This window comes from Yersinia kristensenii (assembly GCF_900460525.1).
GTDB lineage: Bacteria > Pseudomonadota > Gammaproteobacteria > Enterobacterales > Enterobacteriaceae > Yersinia > Yersinia kristensenii.
This window is the reverse complement of the sequence record NZ_UHIY01000001.1, coordinates 4,272,265-4,289,869: the sequence shown is the minus strand read 5'-3', so window position 1 is coordinate 4,289,869 and position 17,605 is coordinate 4,272,265. Positions and strand designations below refer to the sequence as shown.

Here is a 17,605-nt window from a genome sequence, read left to right as displayed (position 1 = left end):
TGAGGAAACAGGCAGTTAGCTGTTTCCTATTTTCTTAATTTTATTATACTGTATATAAACACAGTATAAACATAATGAGTGGAGGGAGTCGTGACGGATTTATTTTTTGAATCTTTAGCGTTGCAGCGTATTGATTTGGTTGCAAGGTTGGTCACGAATAACCAGTGCAATGAAGAGGACAGGGATTTGGCATTAGTTTGGATTGCCGAAATGACTACCGCATTGACCATTGAACTGGATAAGCAGCAACAAAAAGGCCTCCATATTGGAGGCCAGTAGTCAGGCGGCTGATGCGCTACCTTGCAATAGGTTAAGCATCATTTGCCGCTGCTGTGGATTCATTGAATCGACAACGGTTTTAATCAGTTTATCCCCGGTTTTGGCGCTGGGGCTAATGGTATGTGAAAAGGTCACATTCATCACGAAAGTGTGACCACATTCCACATCATTACAGGCGCAATATAAATCTGAAATTTGCCGGTGTTTACGGTTGGTTTTCCGGATAATGGCCGCGCCACCGCATTCAGGGCATAAGACTTTCATCACTCGCATGTTTCTGGCTCCAAAAGTGGCGAACTTCTGGAATTTTAACGTGTTTCTGCTCATAACGCACCCGATTGTGTATCTTCAATGTCGAATTTAACGTGTAAATGTGCAGGGATCTGCGGGTCACTGTTGATAGCGTCCATAATCATGCGTTGCAGCGGAATAACTTCATCTTTTCGGTAGGTTGCCCGCGCCTTTTCCGGGTCACCCAATCCCGCGCTATTACTGGGAATAATGCCCGCCAGCCCTGCCGGGTAGCGGTGAGCGGTCAAAATATCCTGCGCACTGATATTTTTGATATTGGCAAATTCATCTTTGGCGCTGATATCGCCAATTGGGATAAATTTAATCCCCTCCGGGTCACCTTTCGGGATGTTCACAAATAAGGTGCTGAAATTGCCGATCCCCTTGCTCTGTTCCAGACTTTTTATAATCTCGTCTTCCACTTCGGTGCTGAGATTCGGGTCATTGGTGTAGATAATCCCGCCGGTGTGCGCCCCGTTGTGATAGTAACGGCGGCGAAAAATGGTGGCTTCGGAGTTAAGCAGGGCGGCATGGATACCGCCGATATAATCGGGCAGGCCATAAACTTGCTGCTGCGGGTCATACTGTTTGAGGTAAATCACATCCTCCTGGCTGTAAACCAGCGGCTCCCCTTTCTGCAAAATCACAATGCTGTCATCTTTACGCACCCGCAAATAAAGTGAGGGCAGCGGGGCCAGCGCCACCACGTCACCCCAGCCGTTACGCACTTTGGCAATGGCCACATCACCAAAGGTCAGATAATCGAACACCCCGGCTTTCAGTTCTTCATGGGTCAGACCGCCCCCCACGTAGTCAGCCGCCACCATATTACGCCGGGCATAGAGAACGCCGCCGTGCTGGCCATTGAGATTAACCAGTTGGGCAAGGGCCAGCCGGTCAATAGGTTGGCTGTAGTGGTCAAAATCACTGTCATACCAGATGTCTTGATAATCGGTACCCGTGGTTAAAACCGGTTCTGGCTTGCCCAAACTGATAATGCTCATTTTGCTGGAGGTATGGGTTACTGGGGCGCGGCGATACTGTTTTTTCTTCTTCATGCGGCTTTGCTCGTCTTCCATGTGGATTTACGTTTGTGCTCAAAGTTGAGCGGTTCGTTATCTATTGCGTGGGCGATGGCGAAAAACACATCGGCATGGCCGGTTTCTTTGGTACGGTCTGCGACAAAGGTCATGCCGCCGCCTTTGGCGGTACTGGTGCGGCGAATGGCCAGAAATGACGCCGGGATCTCTTTGGCTTCGGCGTCCCATTCAATGCGCTGGCTTTCAATCACATCTACCATTTTCATCACCAGCCGGTTCTTACTTTCCAGCCCGTAGTGAATGGCCACCGCTTGGCGCATGGCAAAGTTCTGTACCAGTTCAAACACGCCGTTGCCGATCCCGGTGATATCCACGCCGATGTAGGTCATGTTGTAGCGCTGAAACAGTTCTTTTATCTGGTTGGCCTGATAGTTAAAGTTAAGCCCTTGCCAGTAGAACGTGGCCAGCACCCGGAAGCGCTCCCCCTCAAACTGCGGTGGGGCAATAATGACAAAGGTTGAGGTATCACCGCTGCGGGCCGGGTCAAAGCCGCCCCACACCTCGCGGTTACCGAATGGCCGTGGCGCACTGAAATCATGGTCTTGCCACATCTCAATATCGACGCCGCATTTTTCCAGCATATGGAACTTAAATACGCTGTCGCCGCTGTCCACAAACACACACATATAGAGCATGTTAAAGGTGTCGCGGTTGTACTTATTGCGCAGGCGCTCGATATTGGCCAGATTAAAACCGCCGTCTATCGCGTCCTCTAACGTAATGACATAACGCCACTGGCCATCCGGGCAGAGCCGCCCGCCATCGCGGTACTCGTCGAATTCAGGGAACGTGATTTTGCTGCGCTGTTTGTCGCCTTGCTTCCACTCATCACCCGTCCAGAACGGATAGCCCTGATGAGTCTTGGCGCTGGGTGTGGAGAAATAAGTGGTGCGCCATTTATCATGGGTGGCCATGGCGCTGGCCGCTTCATTTAATTTGGCAAAATTCGGTACCCACAAATATTCATCGCAATACAGGTGGCCGCTGTAGGATTGGGCGGTGTTCTTGTTGGTAGACAGGAAACGTAACTCTGCGCCGTTACTGAGGCGTATTGGGTTACCGGTCAGCGTCACCCCAAAGAACTGCTGCGCGATATTGACGATATACGAGCGGAATACTTCGGCCTGCGCACGGGAAGCAGACAGGAATATTTGTGGGTTGCCGCTGATAATCGCGTCTTCCAGTGCTTCAAAGGAGAAATACCACGTTGCCCCAATCTGGCGGCTTTTCAGGATATTGCGGATAGCGTGGTGTTTATTGGCCCGCAGGTATTGCTGATAGAAAAACAGCGTTTCCCCGGCAAACAGTTCCAGCTCTTCCTGTTGAATGCCTGAAATATCATTTTTGCGGTATTTGCGTTTACCACCGCCATTCTCATCACGCGCGGCAGCTTCTTCACCGCTGGCATAACTGACCTGTGTCTGTGCTTTAATCGCCGCGAGTTTTTCAGCGTGTTTACTTTTCTGCGCCATTAATTTGCAGTGCTGGGCGATTAAGCTATCGACTTCTTTTAATTCCAGCTCGTTTTTATTATCGCGATTGGCCAGCACCAATATGCGGCGGTTGATTGCCTCCTCAATACTTTCATGACTGAGCATGTCAGCCCAATGCCATTTTTGTGCCCAATAGTAAATAATCCGCGCATTCGGCAGATTTAATTCGTTGGCGATTTCTTTCGGTGTCCACCTTTGCAAATAAAGTGAACGCGCCACACCGATAATAGTTTGAGAGTGTTTAGCCATGAATATCATTATGCGGGCTTTATTTTGGATAAACGTTATTAATAAACCGGTTGTGTTCGGCTAAAGGGTTATATCCGAATTGTACCGAAATAAGGTCAGTGCGCTAATTTAAATAATCCGCAATACTGCATATCTCGAAACAAACACAATATTTAAAAGTAGGGTTATGTCTAATTCACATTTAATGACTGGCTGGATTTGTGTTTGCGCTGAGGGGGAAACCGTTGATGGGCGTGAAATTAAACGAAAATTGCTTACTGACGCCGCAGAAACCTATAACCCGCAATTGTATACCGCATTGTTGTGGCCTGAGCATTCCCGCAATTTTGGGAATATGGGGCAGGTACTGGAATTAATGAGTGAGGAAGACGGCGAGGGCATTATGCGACTTTACGCCCGCCTCTGTCCTAACCTCTCTCTTATGCAGGCCAATGTGGCCGGACAACTGATTTTCTGTTCCGCTGAGTTTACGCCTGACGGCAACTTTCGAGGAACGGGAAAAAGTTATCTGGAAGGGTTAGGGGTGACAGATGAACCCGCCAGTGTTTACACCGAAAGAATGCGTTTTAACAGCCGTAATAAAAACAAACGTTATGGTGCGCTAAAGCCATTAGTTATTGATGAAGTCACACCGATTAAAGAGGCTAGAGAAATGGCAGCAGGTAAAAATAAAAGTAAATGGCGCAGTCTGTTTAATATTCAGGACGATGAACAGCCGGGCGAGGAAGCAGCCACAGCGCCAGACGATAAGATCCAAGTATTGGCACAGGCAGTTGCTGATTTAGAAGCACGAGTGTTGTCACTGGAAAATAAAACAGATGCGACGGACACCGCAGTAGAAGATGTTGTTGCCGATGTTGAAGTAGTAAAGGAAGTGGTGGATACCGAAGATTTTGCAAAATTGCGTAATAATCTTCCGGGTATTATTAAGAACTTTGGCAAACTGGAAAATAAAATCACTACATTGCCAAAACGTTCGCCTAATGGTGACGGTAAAAAACCGTTTAAGCACCTTATTTAATTTATACCACCTTTTAGAAAACATTTTATTTCACCGTAAAGGTGGGGGATAGCTATGCAATTAAATCAAAGGGCGCGTCAATATATTGACTCATACAGCGCTCAATTATCGCAGTCCTATAACGTCAATGATACGTCGCGTTATTTTTCACTCACCGATCCGAAAGAAACGCTGTTGCGGGATGCATTACTGGAGCGGGCCGATTTTCTGAACATGATCACCGTGGTCGATGTTGACCAGCTTCAGGGGCAAGTCGTCGCCGTAGGGAATCCGGGGATTTTTACCGGGCGTACAGAGGGTGGCCGTTTTATCCGTCCAACAGGTGTATCCGGTAACGAATATAAGCTGGTTGAAACAGACTCCGGTGCCGCACTGACGTGGGCCATGCTGTCCGTTTGGGCTAACGCCGGTGATGAAAACGAATTTTTCCAACGTATGCAGGATTTTACTAATCAGTCCTTTGCACTGGATATGTTGCGTATCGGTTTTAACGGCAAGAGTGTGGCCAAGTCTACCGATCCCACCGCGAACCCTAATGGGGAAGACGTCAACTACGGCTGGCATGAGTTGGTGCGTAAATACAAAGAGGGCCAGCAAATCATTTCGACGCCGGTCACATTGGATGAGCAGGGCGATTACAAATCTTTGGATGCGATGGCTTCCGACTTGATTAACACCAAAATTCCGCAGCAGTACCGTAATGACCCTCGTTTAGTGGTGCTGGTCGGGGCTGATTTGGTGGCGGCAGAGCAGTATCGACTGTATCAAAAAGCCGATCGCCCCACCGAGAAAATCGCCGCGCAGATGCTGTCTGACTCTATCGCCGGACGTCCGGCAATGGTACCGCCGTTTATGCCGGGTAAACGAATGACGGTAACCACGCTGGCCAACTTACATATTTATACTCAACGTGGCACACGTCAGCGCAAAGCTGAATTTGTGGAAGACCGTAAGCAGTTTGAAAACAAATACCTGCGTAATGAGGGCTATGCGGTTGAGTACCCAGAGTTGTACGCCGCAATTGATGAATCCGCCGTAACCATCGGTGAAATTAAAGAGCCAAGTGATCCGAAAGTAGGCGAGTAAGGGGGCAATCATGGCTTTATCACCGGCCCAGCGTCATACGGCCATGATTGAGGCGCAGCGCAAGCTAAACAATCATGAGGCACTGGCCGGTGTGGCCAGTATGCACCTGCAAAAGATGGCCATTGATAATGATGCCCAACGGCTGCACGGGCTGACTCTGGCTGAGAAAGTGCAGTTGAAACGCCGGGAACTGCTGCCCCGCTGGTTACCCAGTGTGGAAACCTATCTGGCGGCGGGTGAGGTCTACAGCAATCCAGTATTCACTTACTGCATTGCCTGGCTGTTTGATATCGGGGACTTTGATCAGGCGTTGGACTGGGCAGACATTGCGATAGGGCAGCGACAAATTACGCCTTTTGGCAAGCGGCGCAGCATTGCCCATTTTGTGGCTGATAGCATGTTGGCGTGGTCTGAGGCCAGCGCGGAACAGGGCCAGAGTATTGAGCCGTATTTCTCGCGGGTATTTGAGAACGTGCGCGATAACTGGCGTATCCCGGAGCAGGCCAGTGCCAAGTGGTTCAAGTTTGCCGGGCTGATGCTGCTGCGCAATGACAAGGGCGAGCCGTTACCCAGTGCCATACAGGATGTGGCCACGTTGCGGCAGGCTGATGCACTACTGGCACAAGCGAATACATTCCATTCGGGGTGTGGCGTCAAAACCCATCGGCAACGGATTGCCGCCCGGTTACGGGTGCTAGAGAAAGAACAATAACGACTACCGAGAGCCAAAGCGGGCGCGGTGGAGGCTGCAACATTCGTTCGCAGGCCGTGGAAACCGGTCTGCCCGCTTTTTTCGGGAGCTGTATGTTTAACGGAAAAGAAATTGATTATCAGGATGTTGAACTGACCAATGACGGATTTTGGCCAGACATCAATTTAAGCGAGTTTCAGCGTAACCGCAGTATTCCGGCTGATATTGATGCCGATACGCAAGCCGATGCGTTGCTGGCCAGCGTGGCAGAGGTGAATTTAGACTTGCGCCAGTTAGCGGCGGGTTATGTGGCCAAGGGATACCAACAGGCTATCGATGTGCCGGGCGTGGCGATGAACGGGCAAACGGCACTGATTAGCCAGTATAAAAAGGCGGTCTTTGCCCGTGCCAAAGCTGATTTACTGGGGGAGTATTCGACGCAGTTTAGCCGGGTACCCAATACCGGGCAGGAAAACCCCGAAACCCGCAGCCGTTTGCTGGCAGAGGCCAGCTCGGTACTGCGCAATATGAAAGGTGTGGGCCGCTGCACCGTGAGGCAGATATGAGCCAATTACAGTCATTAACCGCCTTTGTGCAGGGCAACTTGCCGGAACGGCTGCGCAAGCTGGAATTTAACAGCGACATGGACGAGTTGCGCTTTATTCCGGCGCAGCGAGATTTAGGGCTGGATCAGTATCAACTGGCGTTGATGCAGTTTGATGCGGTGCTGTCATGGGGCCGCTTCCCTTACCGTGATTATGACCCGCGCAATCTGTGCGCCTTGTTGCTGGTGTGGATGATTGAGAATGCCCCTGACCACGGCCCGGAGCCAGAATTGCCGAGCATTGATATCGATGTGATCGACGGTAAAACCGCCGTGGTGGTGGTATCGATGGGCCTCACGGAATCACTGAGCATTAAGAAAGATGAGGCCGGGGATATTCCCTTTATGGGGGCTAAATACCGGCTGACTGATCCGGAGTTATGGCTGGCTACCGAGGGCGCGATATTTGGCGCAGATGCGCAGGGTGCGCCGATTGGTGAACACGGATGATTATCAACGGTGAGCTGAGTAAAAAACAGTTAACCGAGCTGCAACAGGCACTTAAGCGGCTGGAGTTGCCGCCCCAAAAACGCCAGCGGTTGTTATGGCGGCTGGCCAAGTACGGGGTGATTGTTGCGGCCAAGCGCAATGTGCGTAATCAGCAATCACCGGACGGCACCCCGTGGCAGGGACGGCAGACCAACCAGCGCGGCAAGATGCTGCGCAACATGCCGAAGTTACTGCATATCCGTGAAATGCCGGAGATTAGCGCGGTCAGGTTGTATTTACAGGGCGGTGGCTACCGTAACGGTGAAAAACCGGTGCCGGCAGGTGTGGTGGGATATGGCCAGCAAAATGGTATGCACGTGACCATTAACCGCAGCGCAGTGGCTAAATCAGTCCCCCCGGAGCGGCCCGCCACTATCAAGCAGGCTAAGAAATTGCGGGCCTTGGGCTACCGGGTGAAAAAGGGTAAGCGCTGGCGCAAGCCACCTTACAAAGAAATTATCGAAAACATGCGTTCCGCCCAAGCGGGTTTGCTGATTAAAAAACTGAGTGGCAAGGCGGCTAAATCAGCGTGGACAGTGGACGTCCCGGCGCGTGAGTTCTTGGGCATGAGCGACGACGATTTTAACAAAGCCTTAGCGCGTCAGTTACAGGCCATCGGGTTTGGCTGGGACGTCAAAGCACAGGATATGAAGAGGTAACGATGAGTTGGCCACAAGTCAATGTTGACCAAAAAAACCAGCTACAGGGCGAAACCAAAGAGATTGAACGGGCCGTGCTGTACATCGGTACCGGCAAGGTGAACACCGGGAAAACGCTGGCTGTGAACACGCAGACCGATTTTGATGTATTGCTGGGAACGGACGCCAGCGCGATAAAAAGCTGCACTACGGCGGCGATGCTCAATGCGGGCCAGAACTGGAACGGTTTTGTGCATGTGCTGGCAGAGCCCGCGAAAGATGCCGAACTTGATCCACTGGCATGGGTGGAGGCCGTCAGAGCCGCCCAATTGGTGGCCAGTGTTGAGGGGGTGGTGGTGGTGTTACCCACCGATAAAGCCACCCTAACCGCCGCCGCCAGTTTGCGGGCTGAATTGCTGGCCAAGTTTGGGCGCTGGGTGTGGTTTGTGCTGGCCGTTGATGGCCCACAGGCTGATGAGGGCTGGCCGGAGTATTTAGCCCGTCTGGCAGCATTACAACAGGGTGTTGCCGCGTCTGCGGTGCAACTGGTGCCACGGTTATGGGGCAATGAGCCGGGGGTGTTGGCCGGGCGTCTGTGTAACCGCGCCGTGACCATTGCTGACAGTCCGGCCCGCGTGGCCACTGGCCCGCTTCTGGACATGGGCAGCGATGCGCAACCGGTGGACGGTAAAGGCGTGGCGCTGGATTTGGCTACCTTGCAAGCGCTGGAAACCCTGCGCTACAGCGTCCCGATGTGGTACCCGGACTATGACGGCATGTACTGGTCAGATGGCCGCACACTGGATGTGGAGGGCGGGGATTATCAGGCAATTGAGAGTCTGCGGATTGTCGATAAAGCGGCCCGCCGTATTCGCTTGCAGGCGATTGCCAAGATTGCAGATCGTTCGCTCAACAGTACCCCCGGCAGCATTGCCGCGCATAAAACCTATTTTTCCAAGGTGTTGCGCGAAATGGCCCGCAGTACGCAGATTAACGGCATTACATTCCCCGGCGAAGTAAAACCGCCGAAAGAGGGGGATGTGGTGATTACGTGGCGCACTGCCACCAAAGTGGAGATTTATATTGTGGTTCGCCCGTATGAATGCCCGAAAGGTATCACTGTCAGTCTGATGCTGGATACCGCGCTGGAGGATAGCCAATGAGTACCCGTATTTCTGGTCAGTCGGTTGATGTGAATATGGACGGTGACCTGATCCATGTGGAAAAAATGGGGCTGACAATTACCGACAACAGCGGTCCGGCACAAACCAATGGCGTGCCGGATGGGGATGTGAAAGGCGATGTTGGCGGTGAGGGGGATATTGAAGTCAGTACCAAGGTGCTGCAACAGTTGACCGCCAAAGCCTCACGCGCCGGTTCATGGCGTGGTATCCCGCCGTTTGACGTGTTGTTCTACGCCAAGGCTGGGGACGAAGAGTTAAAGGTGGAAGTGTTCGGCGTGAAATTGAAGTTTGATTCCATTCTGGATGTTGACCCGAAAGGCGGCGCGGTACTGACCCATAAAATTAAGTATTTCATTACCAGCCCGGATTTTGTGCGTATTAACGGCATTCCTTATTTGGAATCGGAAGCCACGCGCAATCTGATCGGCTAGGGGGCAAGGATGCAGGAACATGAAAAAGCCATTATTTCGCTGGGGGTTATCGGTGCCTTACTGGCTTTAGGCAAGATTCTGGCCAGCGATGAGCCGATCACCGCCCGGCTGTTTATTGGTCGCGTTATTTTGGGTTCGGGTACCTCAATGGCGGCAGCGGCGGCACTGGTCTGGGTGCCGGGCTTGTCACCGCTGGCCATCAACGGATTGGGGGCTGCGCTGGGCATTGCCGGTTATCAGGCGGTTGAGGTGTGGTTGCGCCGCCGGGGCAGCAGTTTGCTAAAGGGAAAGAAATCATGACATTAAGTGAGAAACAGCAGTTATTTACCCAACTGATTGCGCAGTTAATTAGTTGGGCTGGGGAACGGGGCTACCGTCTGACTTTTGGTGAAGCCTACCGCACCCCGGAGCAGGCCAAACTGAATGCCAAGGCGGGAAGCGGTATCAGTAACAGTCTGCATACCTCGCGGCTGGCAGTGGATTTTAATCTGTTTATCAACGGGGTGTATCAGACCAAAACCGAAGCTTACACCCCTTTGGGTGAATACTGGGAAAAGTTGGGCGGCAGTTGGGGCGGGCGTTTTAAATCCAATCCCGATGGCAACCATTTCAGCCTTGAGCATAACGGGGTTCGCTGATGGCCAAGATATTGGCGCTGATTGCAGCGGCATTTGTTGCCGGGTGGTATCTCAATGATTTGCAGCATGATCGTTTGGAACTGAGTATTACCCGCGCAGCCAACACAGCGGCAGAACAGGGCCGGACAATTTCGGAGGGCATAGCCAGTGATTCAGCCCGGCAACTGGAAGATAAGCTGGAAGCGTTGCGCCAGCAGGGGGATAAATACCAGCCGGTTATTCACACGGAAATTATTAAGCCGGTGTTTACTAACGTGTGTGCTACTGATGAATATGTCCGGCTGTTCAACGAAAGTAGTAATGCCGCCGAACGTGCCCTATCAGGAAAATCAGCTCACTAAATGCAGCACCCTTTTACCCCGATTAACCGGCACGACCGGTAATGATTTTGATAACGCATTACGCGCCTATCGCAGTATTTATACTTTATGCGCGGCGCGACACAATCAACTGATTAATGAAATATATCTGAGACAAGGAAATAAATAACATGGCTGACAAAAGCAAGATTGTATTAGTGGTAGGTGGCGTTGAACTTATTTTCGAACCGAACACTACCGCTTATAACGGTTTTATTAATGAAGTGGGGATGGAAAATAAAATTGCCCCGGCATTTAAATACCTGCGCCGTATTATCAGTAAAGAAACCAAAGAAGCCTTGGACGAGATTTTAAAAGCACCGGGTGCGGCGCTGCAATTAATTGAAAAGGTCAATAAGGTTTACGCGCCAGAGCTGGAAATCGAAGTAAAAAACTAACCCAACGGTTACGGGCGATTGAAAATAATTCTATTGAGCAGTTTCTTATTCTGCGCCGTCATTATTTACCACATGAAAATGACGATATAGAAAGTCTGGCCCGTGCCGTTTGGCTGGATAACCGTTATTGGGAAAATACCCGAATATCAACCGCCAATGGTATTGGCTTGGCATTTAAAGGCGATTAATGAAACACCTCGATTTTACTTTAAGCATGATTGATAAAATCACGCGCCCATTAAAGCAGGTGCAATCCTCTGTGAAAGGGTTCGCGGATTCATCACAGGCCGCTTTCGGTAAAATCTTGGTGGGCGGTGCGGCGTTATTTGGTGTGGTGCAGGGCCTCAAGGGGTCACTGGGGCCTGCGGCTGAATTTGCCGGGGCGCTCAATGAGGCCAGCGCCAAGGGGGTGAGTGATAGCGCCTTGCAAAAGATGAGCACTGACGCCCTGAAATTCAGTATGCAGTATGGGCGCAGCGCGGTGGATGTGGTGCGCTCAAGTGCTGATGTGCGCAGTGCCATTGGCACGCTGTCTGACCGTGATTTGCCCCGTTTTACGCTGGCCACCAATGTGCTGGCCGCAGGCATGAAAACCACCGGTAGCGAAGCCGCCGCCTACATGGGGCAAATGTATAACCAGTTTGACGGCTACGCAGACCGCATAGGCAAAGTGAAGTTTGCCGAAGAGGTAGCCGGTAAAACGGCGTACATGGTGCAGGCCTTTGGCGTCAATATGCAGACTATGGCTGACCTGATGCAGGGTTCCAAGGGGGGTGGCGCTAACTATGGCGTGGGCATGGATGAACAATTTGCCGTGTTGGGCCAGTTGCAAAAAACCTTGGGAACCGAAGCCAGCGGCAGCTATGAAACATTCATGAAAGGGGCGGCGTCCGGGGCCAAAACCCTTGGCCTGAGTTTTGTGAATGCTTCCGGCCAGATGTTGACCATGCCGCAAATGCTGGAAAAATTACAGGGGCGTTACGGGAAAACCATTGAGGGCAATTTAAAGGCACAGGCCGAGCTGGATAAAGCCTTTGGTGACGGGGCGAATGTCATTAAACAGCTTTATGGCAATGTCGATTTGCTGAAACGCAATATTACTGAGTTGGGCAGTAATGACGGTATGAAGCGGGCCGGTGAGATGGCCAAGAAAATGGCTGATCCGTGGGAACGGCTGATGGCTATCTGGACAGGGATGCGGGTCATTTTGGGCTTAACCCTGTTACCGGTGCTGTATCCGATCATGAACCGGGTGTCTGAAATTGGCGAGAAATTCGCCCGCTGGATGCAGCTATTCCCCAATATCGCCCGGTTGATCGGCTATGCCATGTTGGCGCTGTTGAGTTTTGCTGCCGCCGGTGCCATCGCCAATATGGTTGTGGGGATCAGCATGTTTATCTGGATGGGGCTAAAACTGCTGTGGGGTGCATTGTGTGCCGTAACCCAAATCCACACCGCTGCTATCTGGCTGTATAACAAGGCGATTATCGCTGCCAATGCCACCATGCGCATTATGCGCGGGGTATTACTGGCGCTACGGATGGCGGCAATCTCTGCCGGGATTTCATTTAGTTTTCTGACGTGGCCAGTGTTGTTAGTGATTGTGGCCATTGCCACGTTGGCGGCGGGTATCTATTACCTGATTAAGTATTGGGATGAGATAACCGCGGCCATTGCCGATACCGCCGCTTTCCAGTGGTTATCTGAAGTGGTAACCGCTGTGGGGGACGTGTTCAACGGGGTATGGCAAAAGATTGTATCCGGCTGGCAATGGCTGGTATCGGCTATTACGGGGTTATCGCCGCTGGCTGGGTTCAGTGCCATGGCTGACAGCATCGGCAATGTGTTCAGTGGATTATGGGACTGGCTGAAAAGTACCTTTGCCGAAACCTATAATTGGATCATCGATAAGCTGAATTATATTCCCGGTGTCAGTATTGAGGCGAAAACAATTGGGGCTGATCCGATGATGGCCCCGGCTTATAAAATGGCTTCCCCTGTGGATAATCCGATAATGGCCCCGGCCTATAAAATGGTTTCCCCTATGGATAATCCGATGATGGCCCCGGCCTATAAAATGGCTCCCCCTGTGGATAATCCGATGATATCCCCAGCGTATCAAATGCCATTACCCGCTGATAACCCGCTTAATTCAGCCAATAACTTATTAACCGGTGGCCAGATGCGGAATATTGAAAAAGGCGGAATTAATAAAGAAATTAATGATAATTCAAAATCGGTCACGGATAACAGCAAACGCATTGAGAATGTACATATTAGTATGCCGGGTGGCATGACGCCGGGTGATTTAATGGAATGGCAGGAATTAAATTAATGACGGAATTAATGTATATCGACCTGCTGATAAAAGACGGCGACTTTGTATTAAATACCGGTAATGAGCCAATATTGTGTAATAACCGGATTAGCATTGGTCAGGATTGTATCCATGCCATTATTGAAAGTGGCTTAACCACCCAATTAATTGCTGAACGTAGCCCGACATTACGCGCTGATGTTATCACCCAATTAATTATGTTGATTGAAGATGATGAACGCATTATTCCCGGCACGGTGTTAGTGAATGAAGAAAGCGCTACCCGGCTATGGGTCACGGCGGATACCTACGATTTCGGCCCCATTACGGTAAGTGCGGATTATGAATAATAAGCCTGAAATAGATTACGAACAGGTATTAAAAGACAGCGGGATGCCGACCACTGAAACAGATATTCGGCTGAAATTTGACGAACTGGTAGAAGAAGAGGGGTTAATTACCAATACCTCCGGCATGTCGCCGTTCTGGCGGCTGATTAAAACCATTGTCACCCGCCCGGTGCTGTGGCTCAACGAGGTGTTAATCAATACCGTGCTGGCCAATATGTATCTGGCCACTGCCAGCGGCTCTTTTTTGGATGTGTTTGGCTGGGGCGTCAATGCCAGTCGTAAACCGGCCACCGCTGCACAGGGCATAATCCGCTTCTATAAATCCGATACTCAGCAAGATGTGGTGATACCGGCCGGGACGATTATTCAGACCGAACGCATTAACGGCAAGGTCTACAGCGTGGTGGTGAGCAGTGAAACCCTCATTACAGCCGGTAGCGCCAGTGGACTGGTACCGGTGAACGCGGCGGAGGTGGGCGGGGCGTTTAATCTGGCTCCCGGCTATTACCGAATTTTGCCGCAAGCGGTACCGGGCATTGAACGCGCCCAAAGCGAGGGCAACTGGTTGACGGTGCCGGGCGCTGATAAAGAGTCAGATGATGATTTTCGCGACAGGTGCCGTAACCAGTTCAATCTGGTTGGCAATTATCACACCGATGCGGTGTACCGCAGCATGATAGCCGGGGTGGTGGGGTTATCCATTGACCGGATTTATTTTTTGCATGATGCGCCACGCGGGCCGGGTACCGCCAACGCCTATTTACTGCTGGACAGTGGCGAGATATCCCAACCGTTTATTGATGCGGTCAATGACCATATCACCAATCAGGGCCACCACGGCCATGGTGATGATATGCAGTGTATGCCATTGCCGGAAAGCCAGCATGATTTGCGCGTCACGTTGTATATCAATAACAAAGAGAACCTGAGCGCGAATGAACTGACCGGGCTACACAACGGTTGTGAAAACCTGATCCGTTGCGCTTTTCGTCAAAACAGTCATTACAAAGTGCTTAAGACGTGGCCCTATTCCCGTTACTCATTTTCTAATCTGGGGCGGGAGCTGCACAAGGCGTTTTCGCTGATTGAGTCGGTGAGTTTTTCACTGACCGATATTGTCAGTGGCCTGAGTGTGCCACGCCTGAAAAGTTTAACGGTGGTAATAGAAAATGCCTGATTTCATCACCCGCTTAAAAAGACTGCGTTTGCCCTCTTGGATGGACAAAGGCGAACCCAACAAGTTACTGCGTATTTGCCGTCGGTGGTGGCAATGGGTGCATGGCTGGCTGAGTTGGCCGCTTAATCAGTTGGATGCTGCCACTTGCACGGTGCCATTGCTTAACGTGCTGGCCTATCAGCGGGATATCAGCCGTTTTAACGGCGAGCCGTTGAGCTTATACCGCAAGCGGGTGCAGTACGCCTTTATTAACGCCGCTGACGCCGGTTCGGTAGCAGGTTTTATTGCCATCTTTGAGCGCTTAGGCATTGGGTATGTGGAATTGCTGGAGCGCCAGCCGGACATTGACTGGGACGTGATTCTGGTGCGCGTCAGTGATGGTCAGATAGCCAGTAACAGCGATTTGTTGATGCAGATTATTCGCCAGTACGGCAAAACCTGCCGCCGTTATCGCTTTGAAGTGATCACAGTCTTAGGGCTGCGTATTCGCGCTGGCTGGATGGGCAATGAATATGTGTGTTACAGCGCCAGCAGTGGCGTGGCAACCAGTGCCGCCGCAGCGGCCACCACTTTCACCGCCTCATTAACAGGGAAGAAATGATGTCACAATCGATTATCACCACCGCTTTTGAGCAGTGGAAAGCGCAGGAAGCCGCAGGCGGTAACACCGTGGTGGTGGATGAATTTGTATTGGCTTTTGTGCCGGGGTTAAATCCGAATACTCCCATCAATCGCAGCGAGGGGTTACCCCCTGCCGGGCAGATTGTTCACCGTCAGGCGGTGAATAAAACCGGGGTGGTTAATCAAAATGCGGTGGTGTACTCGGTCACTATCGGTACCGAAATAGGGGACTTTGATTTTAACTGGATTGGTCTGGTGAATAAAGCCAGCGGCACGGTGGCCATGATTGTTCATGCGCCGACCCAGCGCAAAATTGCCAATGCCAATGGCCAGCAGGGCAATGCCTTAACCCGCAGTTTTTTAATGGAATATGACGGTGCTGCCAGTGAAACGGGTATCACGGTTCCGGCAGAAACATGGCAGATTGATTTTACCGCCCGGCTGACCGGCATTGATGAGCGGCAACGCATGATTAACATTGACCACTACGGCCCCGGTGCATTCTTCGGTAATGGCTTTTTGGTGGCCAAGACCGGCCAGCAATATTACGTGACCGCCGGTAATGCATATGTGGGCGGGCTGCGGGCTGTGCTGGCGGCAAACAAAAATATTACGGTGTCGGCCAAGCCGGTGAAAGTGTGGGCAGACGTGAGTTTGCAGGGCAATGTGGTCAGTCAGTGGGAAAGCGTGGTATCCGTGAGCGTGGCGACAACACTGGCAGATTATCAGGACAATGCCGGGTTTATGCATCGGGTGTTTGCGGTGGCCAGCATTGATGCGGCGGGTAATATTACCGACCTGCGCCCGCAAGGTTCATTGACTGACGATGCGTTAGCAAAACATGAGAAATCCCGTAATCACCCGGACGGAACGCTGGCAGAAAAAGGTTTTGTCAAACTGAGCAGCGCGACAGATAGCAACAGCGAAACATTGGCCGCAACGCCGAAAGCGGTCAAGGCAGTGATGGACAGTGCCAGCAACAGCTTGGATCTGCATGAGAAATCGCGTGATCACCCGGACGGGACGCTGTTATATAAGGGGTTTGTCCAGTTAGCCAGCGCAACGGATAGTACCAGCGAAACACTGGCCGCCACGCCGAAAGCGGTAAAAATCGCCATGGATAATGCCAACGCACGGCTGGCAAAAGACCGGAACGGCGCGGATATTCCCAACGTGCCACTGTTCCGGCAAAACCTTGCGCTGAAAGGCGCGGCGCTGGTTGATATCGGTAAAACGGCCGGTACCGTTGCCGCAGGTGACGATAGTCGCATTGTGAATGCATTACCCAAAACTGGTGGGACGGTGACGGGTTGGCTGGCAGTCACCGGAATATTAGACGGGCCAATCGGCCCCGGTGGATATAAAAGTAATATTCTTGTTGGTACTGCGGGCGGTAACGGCGCGATAACGAACGCCGGGGGGACTGGGTTCGGTTTACATGCGAGCAATGTTATTTACTTCTGGAATGACAATTCCGGTTATGCAATGAGTATTAGCCCAACAATCCTCTCAGTGAATAGGCCGATTAGTATCTTAAGCGGTGCGGGTGCGGCGCTTTCAATAAAATCACAGAATGAAGGTGACGTGTGTTACATCATGTCTGTAAGCGATACTGCATCGAAATCAAAATGGTACATCGGCAATACTCAGGAAAATAACACCTCGTTTGATCTCGTTAATAGTAAAGCCGGTGTTGCATTGAAAATTAACGATACGATATCAACTACAGCCCCTTTTAGCGCATCAAAACTCACAAGTGCTGGCGATGTAATTGCCGGTGGCGGAGCCACAACATATCAAGCAAATGGAGATATTAAAGGCGCAGCATGGGCCAACGGGTTGCTATCAACGTACATCAACGCGATGCGCAGTACATCAGCGTTGAGCGGAAATGGGTGGTGGCGTGACCCGGTATCAAAAATGATTATCCAGTGGTGTACCGGCCCCGCGATTATTCATGAAACGCTGAATGTGGTGACTAAATTCCCCATTCCTTTTCCATCAGCCTGTTTAATGGCGCATGTGTCCACCAAAAACCCCGCGCAGGATATAAATAGTGATGTCTGGTATCAGGTCGCAAGCTGGGATAACACCAGCGCAACGTGCATATTGCAGCGGCCCGGCGGCGGTACAGCCGGTGCAGCAGTTTACCCGCTATTTATTGCGATTGGTTTTTGACAGGAGGTCAC

At 51.3% G+C, this 17,605-nt stretch carries 22 protein-coding genes; 19 read left to right on the top strand and 3 right to left on the bottom strand.

The features are described from left to right. Nucleotides 1–90 precede the first annotated feature (90 nt). The gene (locus DX162_RS19925; protein ID WP_004389555.1) at nt 91–279 is read left to right on the top strand and encodes a hypothetical protein; all 189 of its coding nucleotides are present in this window, start codon (nt 91–93) and stop codon (nt 277–279) included. Here DX162_RS19925 and DX162_RS19920 read toward each other — a convergent pair whose 3' ends face one another. The 3 genes from DX162_RS19920 to DX162_RS19910 are packed head-to-tail and all read right to left on the bottom strand — an operon-like array spanning nt 280 to nt 3,412. Next, a complete protein-coding gene (locus DX162_RS19920) occupies nt 280–606 on the bottom strand; it encodes an Ogr/Delta-like zinc finger protein (RefSeq protein WP_050138358.1) in 327 nt (108 codons plus the stop codon). Next, nucleotides 603–1,628, bottom strand: a complete 1,026-nt coding sequence (locus tag DX162_RS19915) for a phage portal protein (RefSeq protein ID WP_032819431.1) — start codon at nt 1,626–1,628, stop codon at nt 603–605. The genes DX162_RS19920 and DX162_RS19915 overlap by 4 nt, the downstream gene beginning before the upstream one ends. Beyond that, nucleotides 1,625–3,412 (bottom strand): terminase large subunit domain-containing protein, encoded by a 1,788-nt coding sequence (locus DX162_RS19910; RefSeq protein WP_004389558.1) that lies wholly within the window; start codon nt 3,410–3,412, stop codon nt 1,625–1,627. Before DX162_RS19910 ends, DX162_RS19915 begins: the two co-directional genes overlap by 4 nt. Before the next feature lie 166 nt (nt 3,413–3,578). On the opposite strand from DX162_RS19910, the gene DX162_RS19905 reads away from it, so the two are divergent. From DX162_RS19905 to DX162_RS19820, 18 genes are all read left to right on the top strand, one after another. Next, nucleotides 3,579–4,433, top strand: a complete 855-nt coding sequence (locus DX162_RS19905) for a GPO family capsid scaffolding protein (protein WP_004389559.1) — start codon at nt 3,579–3,581, stop codon at nt 4,431–4,433. A gap of 54 nt (nt 4,434–4,487) precedes the next feature. Continuing rightward, nucleotides 4,488–5,519: a phage major capsid protein, P2 family gene (locus DX162_RS19900; protein WP_004389560.1), complete on the top strand. Its 1,032-nt coding sequence runs from the start codon at nt 4,488–4,490 to the stop codon at nt 5,517–5,519. A gap of 10 nt (nt 5,520–5,529) precedes the next feature. After that, nucleotides 5,530–6,231, top strand: a complete 702-nt coding sequence (gene gpM / locus DX162_RS19895) for a phage terminase small subunit (RefSeq protein ID WP_004389561.1) — start codon at nt 5,530–5,532, stop codon at nt 6,229–6,231. 92 nt (nt 6,232–6,323) lie between these two features. Next, complete coding sequence (locus tag DX162_RS19890) at nt 6,324–6,776, top strand: head completion/stabilization protein (protein WP_004389562.1); 453 nt, start codon at nt 6,324–6,326, stop codon at nt 6,774–6,776. Next, nucleotides 6,773–7,264 carry a phage tail protein gene (locus DX162_RS19885; RefSeq protein WP_032819433.1) on the top strand — a complete coding sequence of 164 codons (492 nt, stop codon included), beginning with the start codon at nt 6,773–6,775 and terminating at the stop codon, nt 7,262–7,264. The genes DX162_RS19890 and DX162_RS19885 overlap by 4 nt, the downstream gene beginning before the upstream one ends. Continuing rightward, the gene (locus DX162_RS19880; RefSeq protein ID WP_032819434.1) at nt 7,261–7,962 is read left to right on the top strand and encodes a phage virion morphogenesis family protein; all 702 of its coding nucleotides are present in this window, start codon (nt 7,261–7,263) and stop codon (nt 7,960–7,962) included. Before DX162_RS19885 ends, DX162_RS19880 begins: the two co-directional genes overlap by 4 nt. A 2-nt stretch (nt 7,963–7,964) precedes the next feature. Further along, nucleotides 7,965–9,104, top strand: a complete 1,140-nt coding sequence (locus DX162_RS19875; RefSeq protein WP_004389566.1) for a DUF2586 domain-containing protein — start codon at nt 7,965–7,967, stop codon at nt 9,102–9,104. Further along, nucleotides 9,101–9,556, top strand: a complete 456-nt coding sequence (locus DX162_RS19870) for a phage protein (protein ID WP_032819435.1) — start codon at nt 9,101–9,103, stop codon at nt 9,554–9,556. The genes DX162_RS19875 and DX162_RS19870 overlap by 4 nt, the downstream gene beginning before the upstream one ends. Nucleotides 9,557–9,565: 9 nt before the next feature. Continuing rightward, entirely contained in the window at nt 9,566–9,856 is a 291-nt protein-coding gene (locus DX162_RS19865) for a phage holin family protein (RefSeq protein ID WP_004389568.1), read from the top strand. After that, nucleotides 9,853–10,194, top strand: a complete 342-nt coding sequence (locus DX162_RS19860) for a M15 family metallopeptidase (RefSeq protein ID WP_032819436.1) — start codon at nt 9,853–9,855, stop codon at nt 10,192–10,194. Before DX162_RS19865 ends, DX162_RS19860 begins: the two co-directional genes overlap by 4 nt. Further along, nucleotides 10,194–10,535, top strand: a complete 342-nt coding sequence (locus tag DX162_RS19855) for a hypothetical protein (protein ID WP_004389569.1) — start codon at nt 10,194–10,196, stop codon at nt 10,533–10,535. The genes DX162_RS19860 and DX162_RS19855 overlap by 1 nt, the downstream gene beginning before the upstream one ends. Nucleotides 10,536–10,684: 149 nt before the next feature. Next, on the top strand, nt 10,685–10,951 hold the full coding sequence (locus DX162_RS19845; RefSeq protein WP_004389570.1) for a putative phage tail assembly chaperone: 267 nt from the start codon (nt 10,685–10,687) through the stop codon (nt 10,949–10,951). Nucleotides 10,952–10,968: 17 nt separating this feature from the next. Then, the gene (locus DX162_RS22970) at nt 10,969–11,139 is read left to right on the top strand and encodes a DUF6890 family protein (RefSeq protein ID WP_373919177.1); all 171 of its coding nucleotides are present in this window, start codon (nt 10,969–10,971) and stop codon (nt 11,137–11,139) included. Continuing rightward, nucleotides 11,139–13,286, top strand: coding sequence for a phage tail tape measure protein (locus DX162_RS19840; protein WP_032819437.1), 2,148 nt, complete (start codon nt 11,139–11,141; stop codon nt 13,284–13,286). Before DX162_RS22970 ends, DX162_RS19840 begins: the two co-directional genes overlap by 1 nt. Then, nucleotides 13,286–13,618 (top strand): DUF2590 family protein, encoded by a 333-nt coding sequence (locus DX162_RS19835; RefSeq protein WP_032819439.1) that lies wholly within the window; start codon nt 13,286–13,288, stop codon nt 13,616–13,618. The genes DX162_RS19840 and DX162_RS19835 overlap by 1 nt, the downstream gene beginning before the upstream one ends. After that, complete coding sequence (locus DX162_RS19830; RefSeq protein WP_032819440.1) at nt 13,611–14,795, top strand: baseplate J/gp47 family protein; 1,185 nt, start codon at nt 13,611–13,613, stop codon at nt 14,793–14,795. The genes DX162_RS19835 and DX162_RS19830 overlap by 8 nt, the downstream gene beginning before the upstream one ends. Continuing rightward, nucleotides 14,788–15,396 (top strand): phage tail protein, encoded by a 609-nt coding sequence (locus DX162_RS19825; protein ID WP_032819441.1) that lies wholly within the window; start codon nt 14,788–14,790, stop codon nt 15,394–15,396. The genes DX162_RS19830 and DX162_RS19825 overlap by 8 nt, the downstream gene beginning before the upstream one ends. Beyond that, the gene (locus tag DX162_RS19820) at nt 15,396–17,594 is read left to right on the top strand and encodes a tail fiber protein (RefSeq protein WP_004389574.1); all 2,199 of its coding nucleotides are present in this window, start codon (nt 15,396–15,398) and stop codon (nt 17,592–17,594) included. The genes DX162_RS19825 and DX162_RS19820 overlap by 1 nt, the downstream gene beginning before the upstream one ends. The last annotated feature ends 11 nt before the right edge of the window (nt 17,595–17,605 follow it).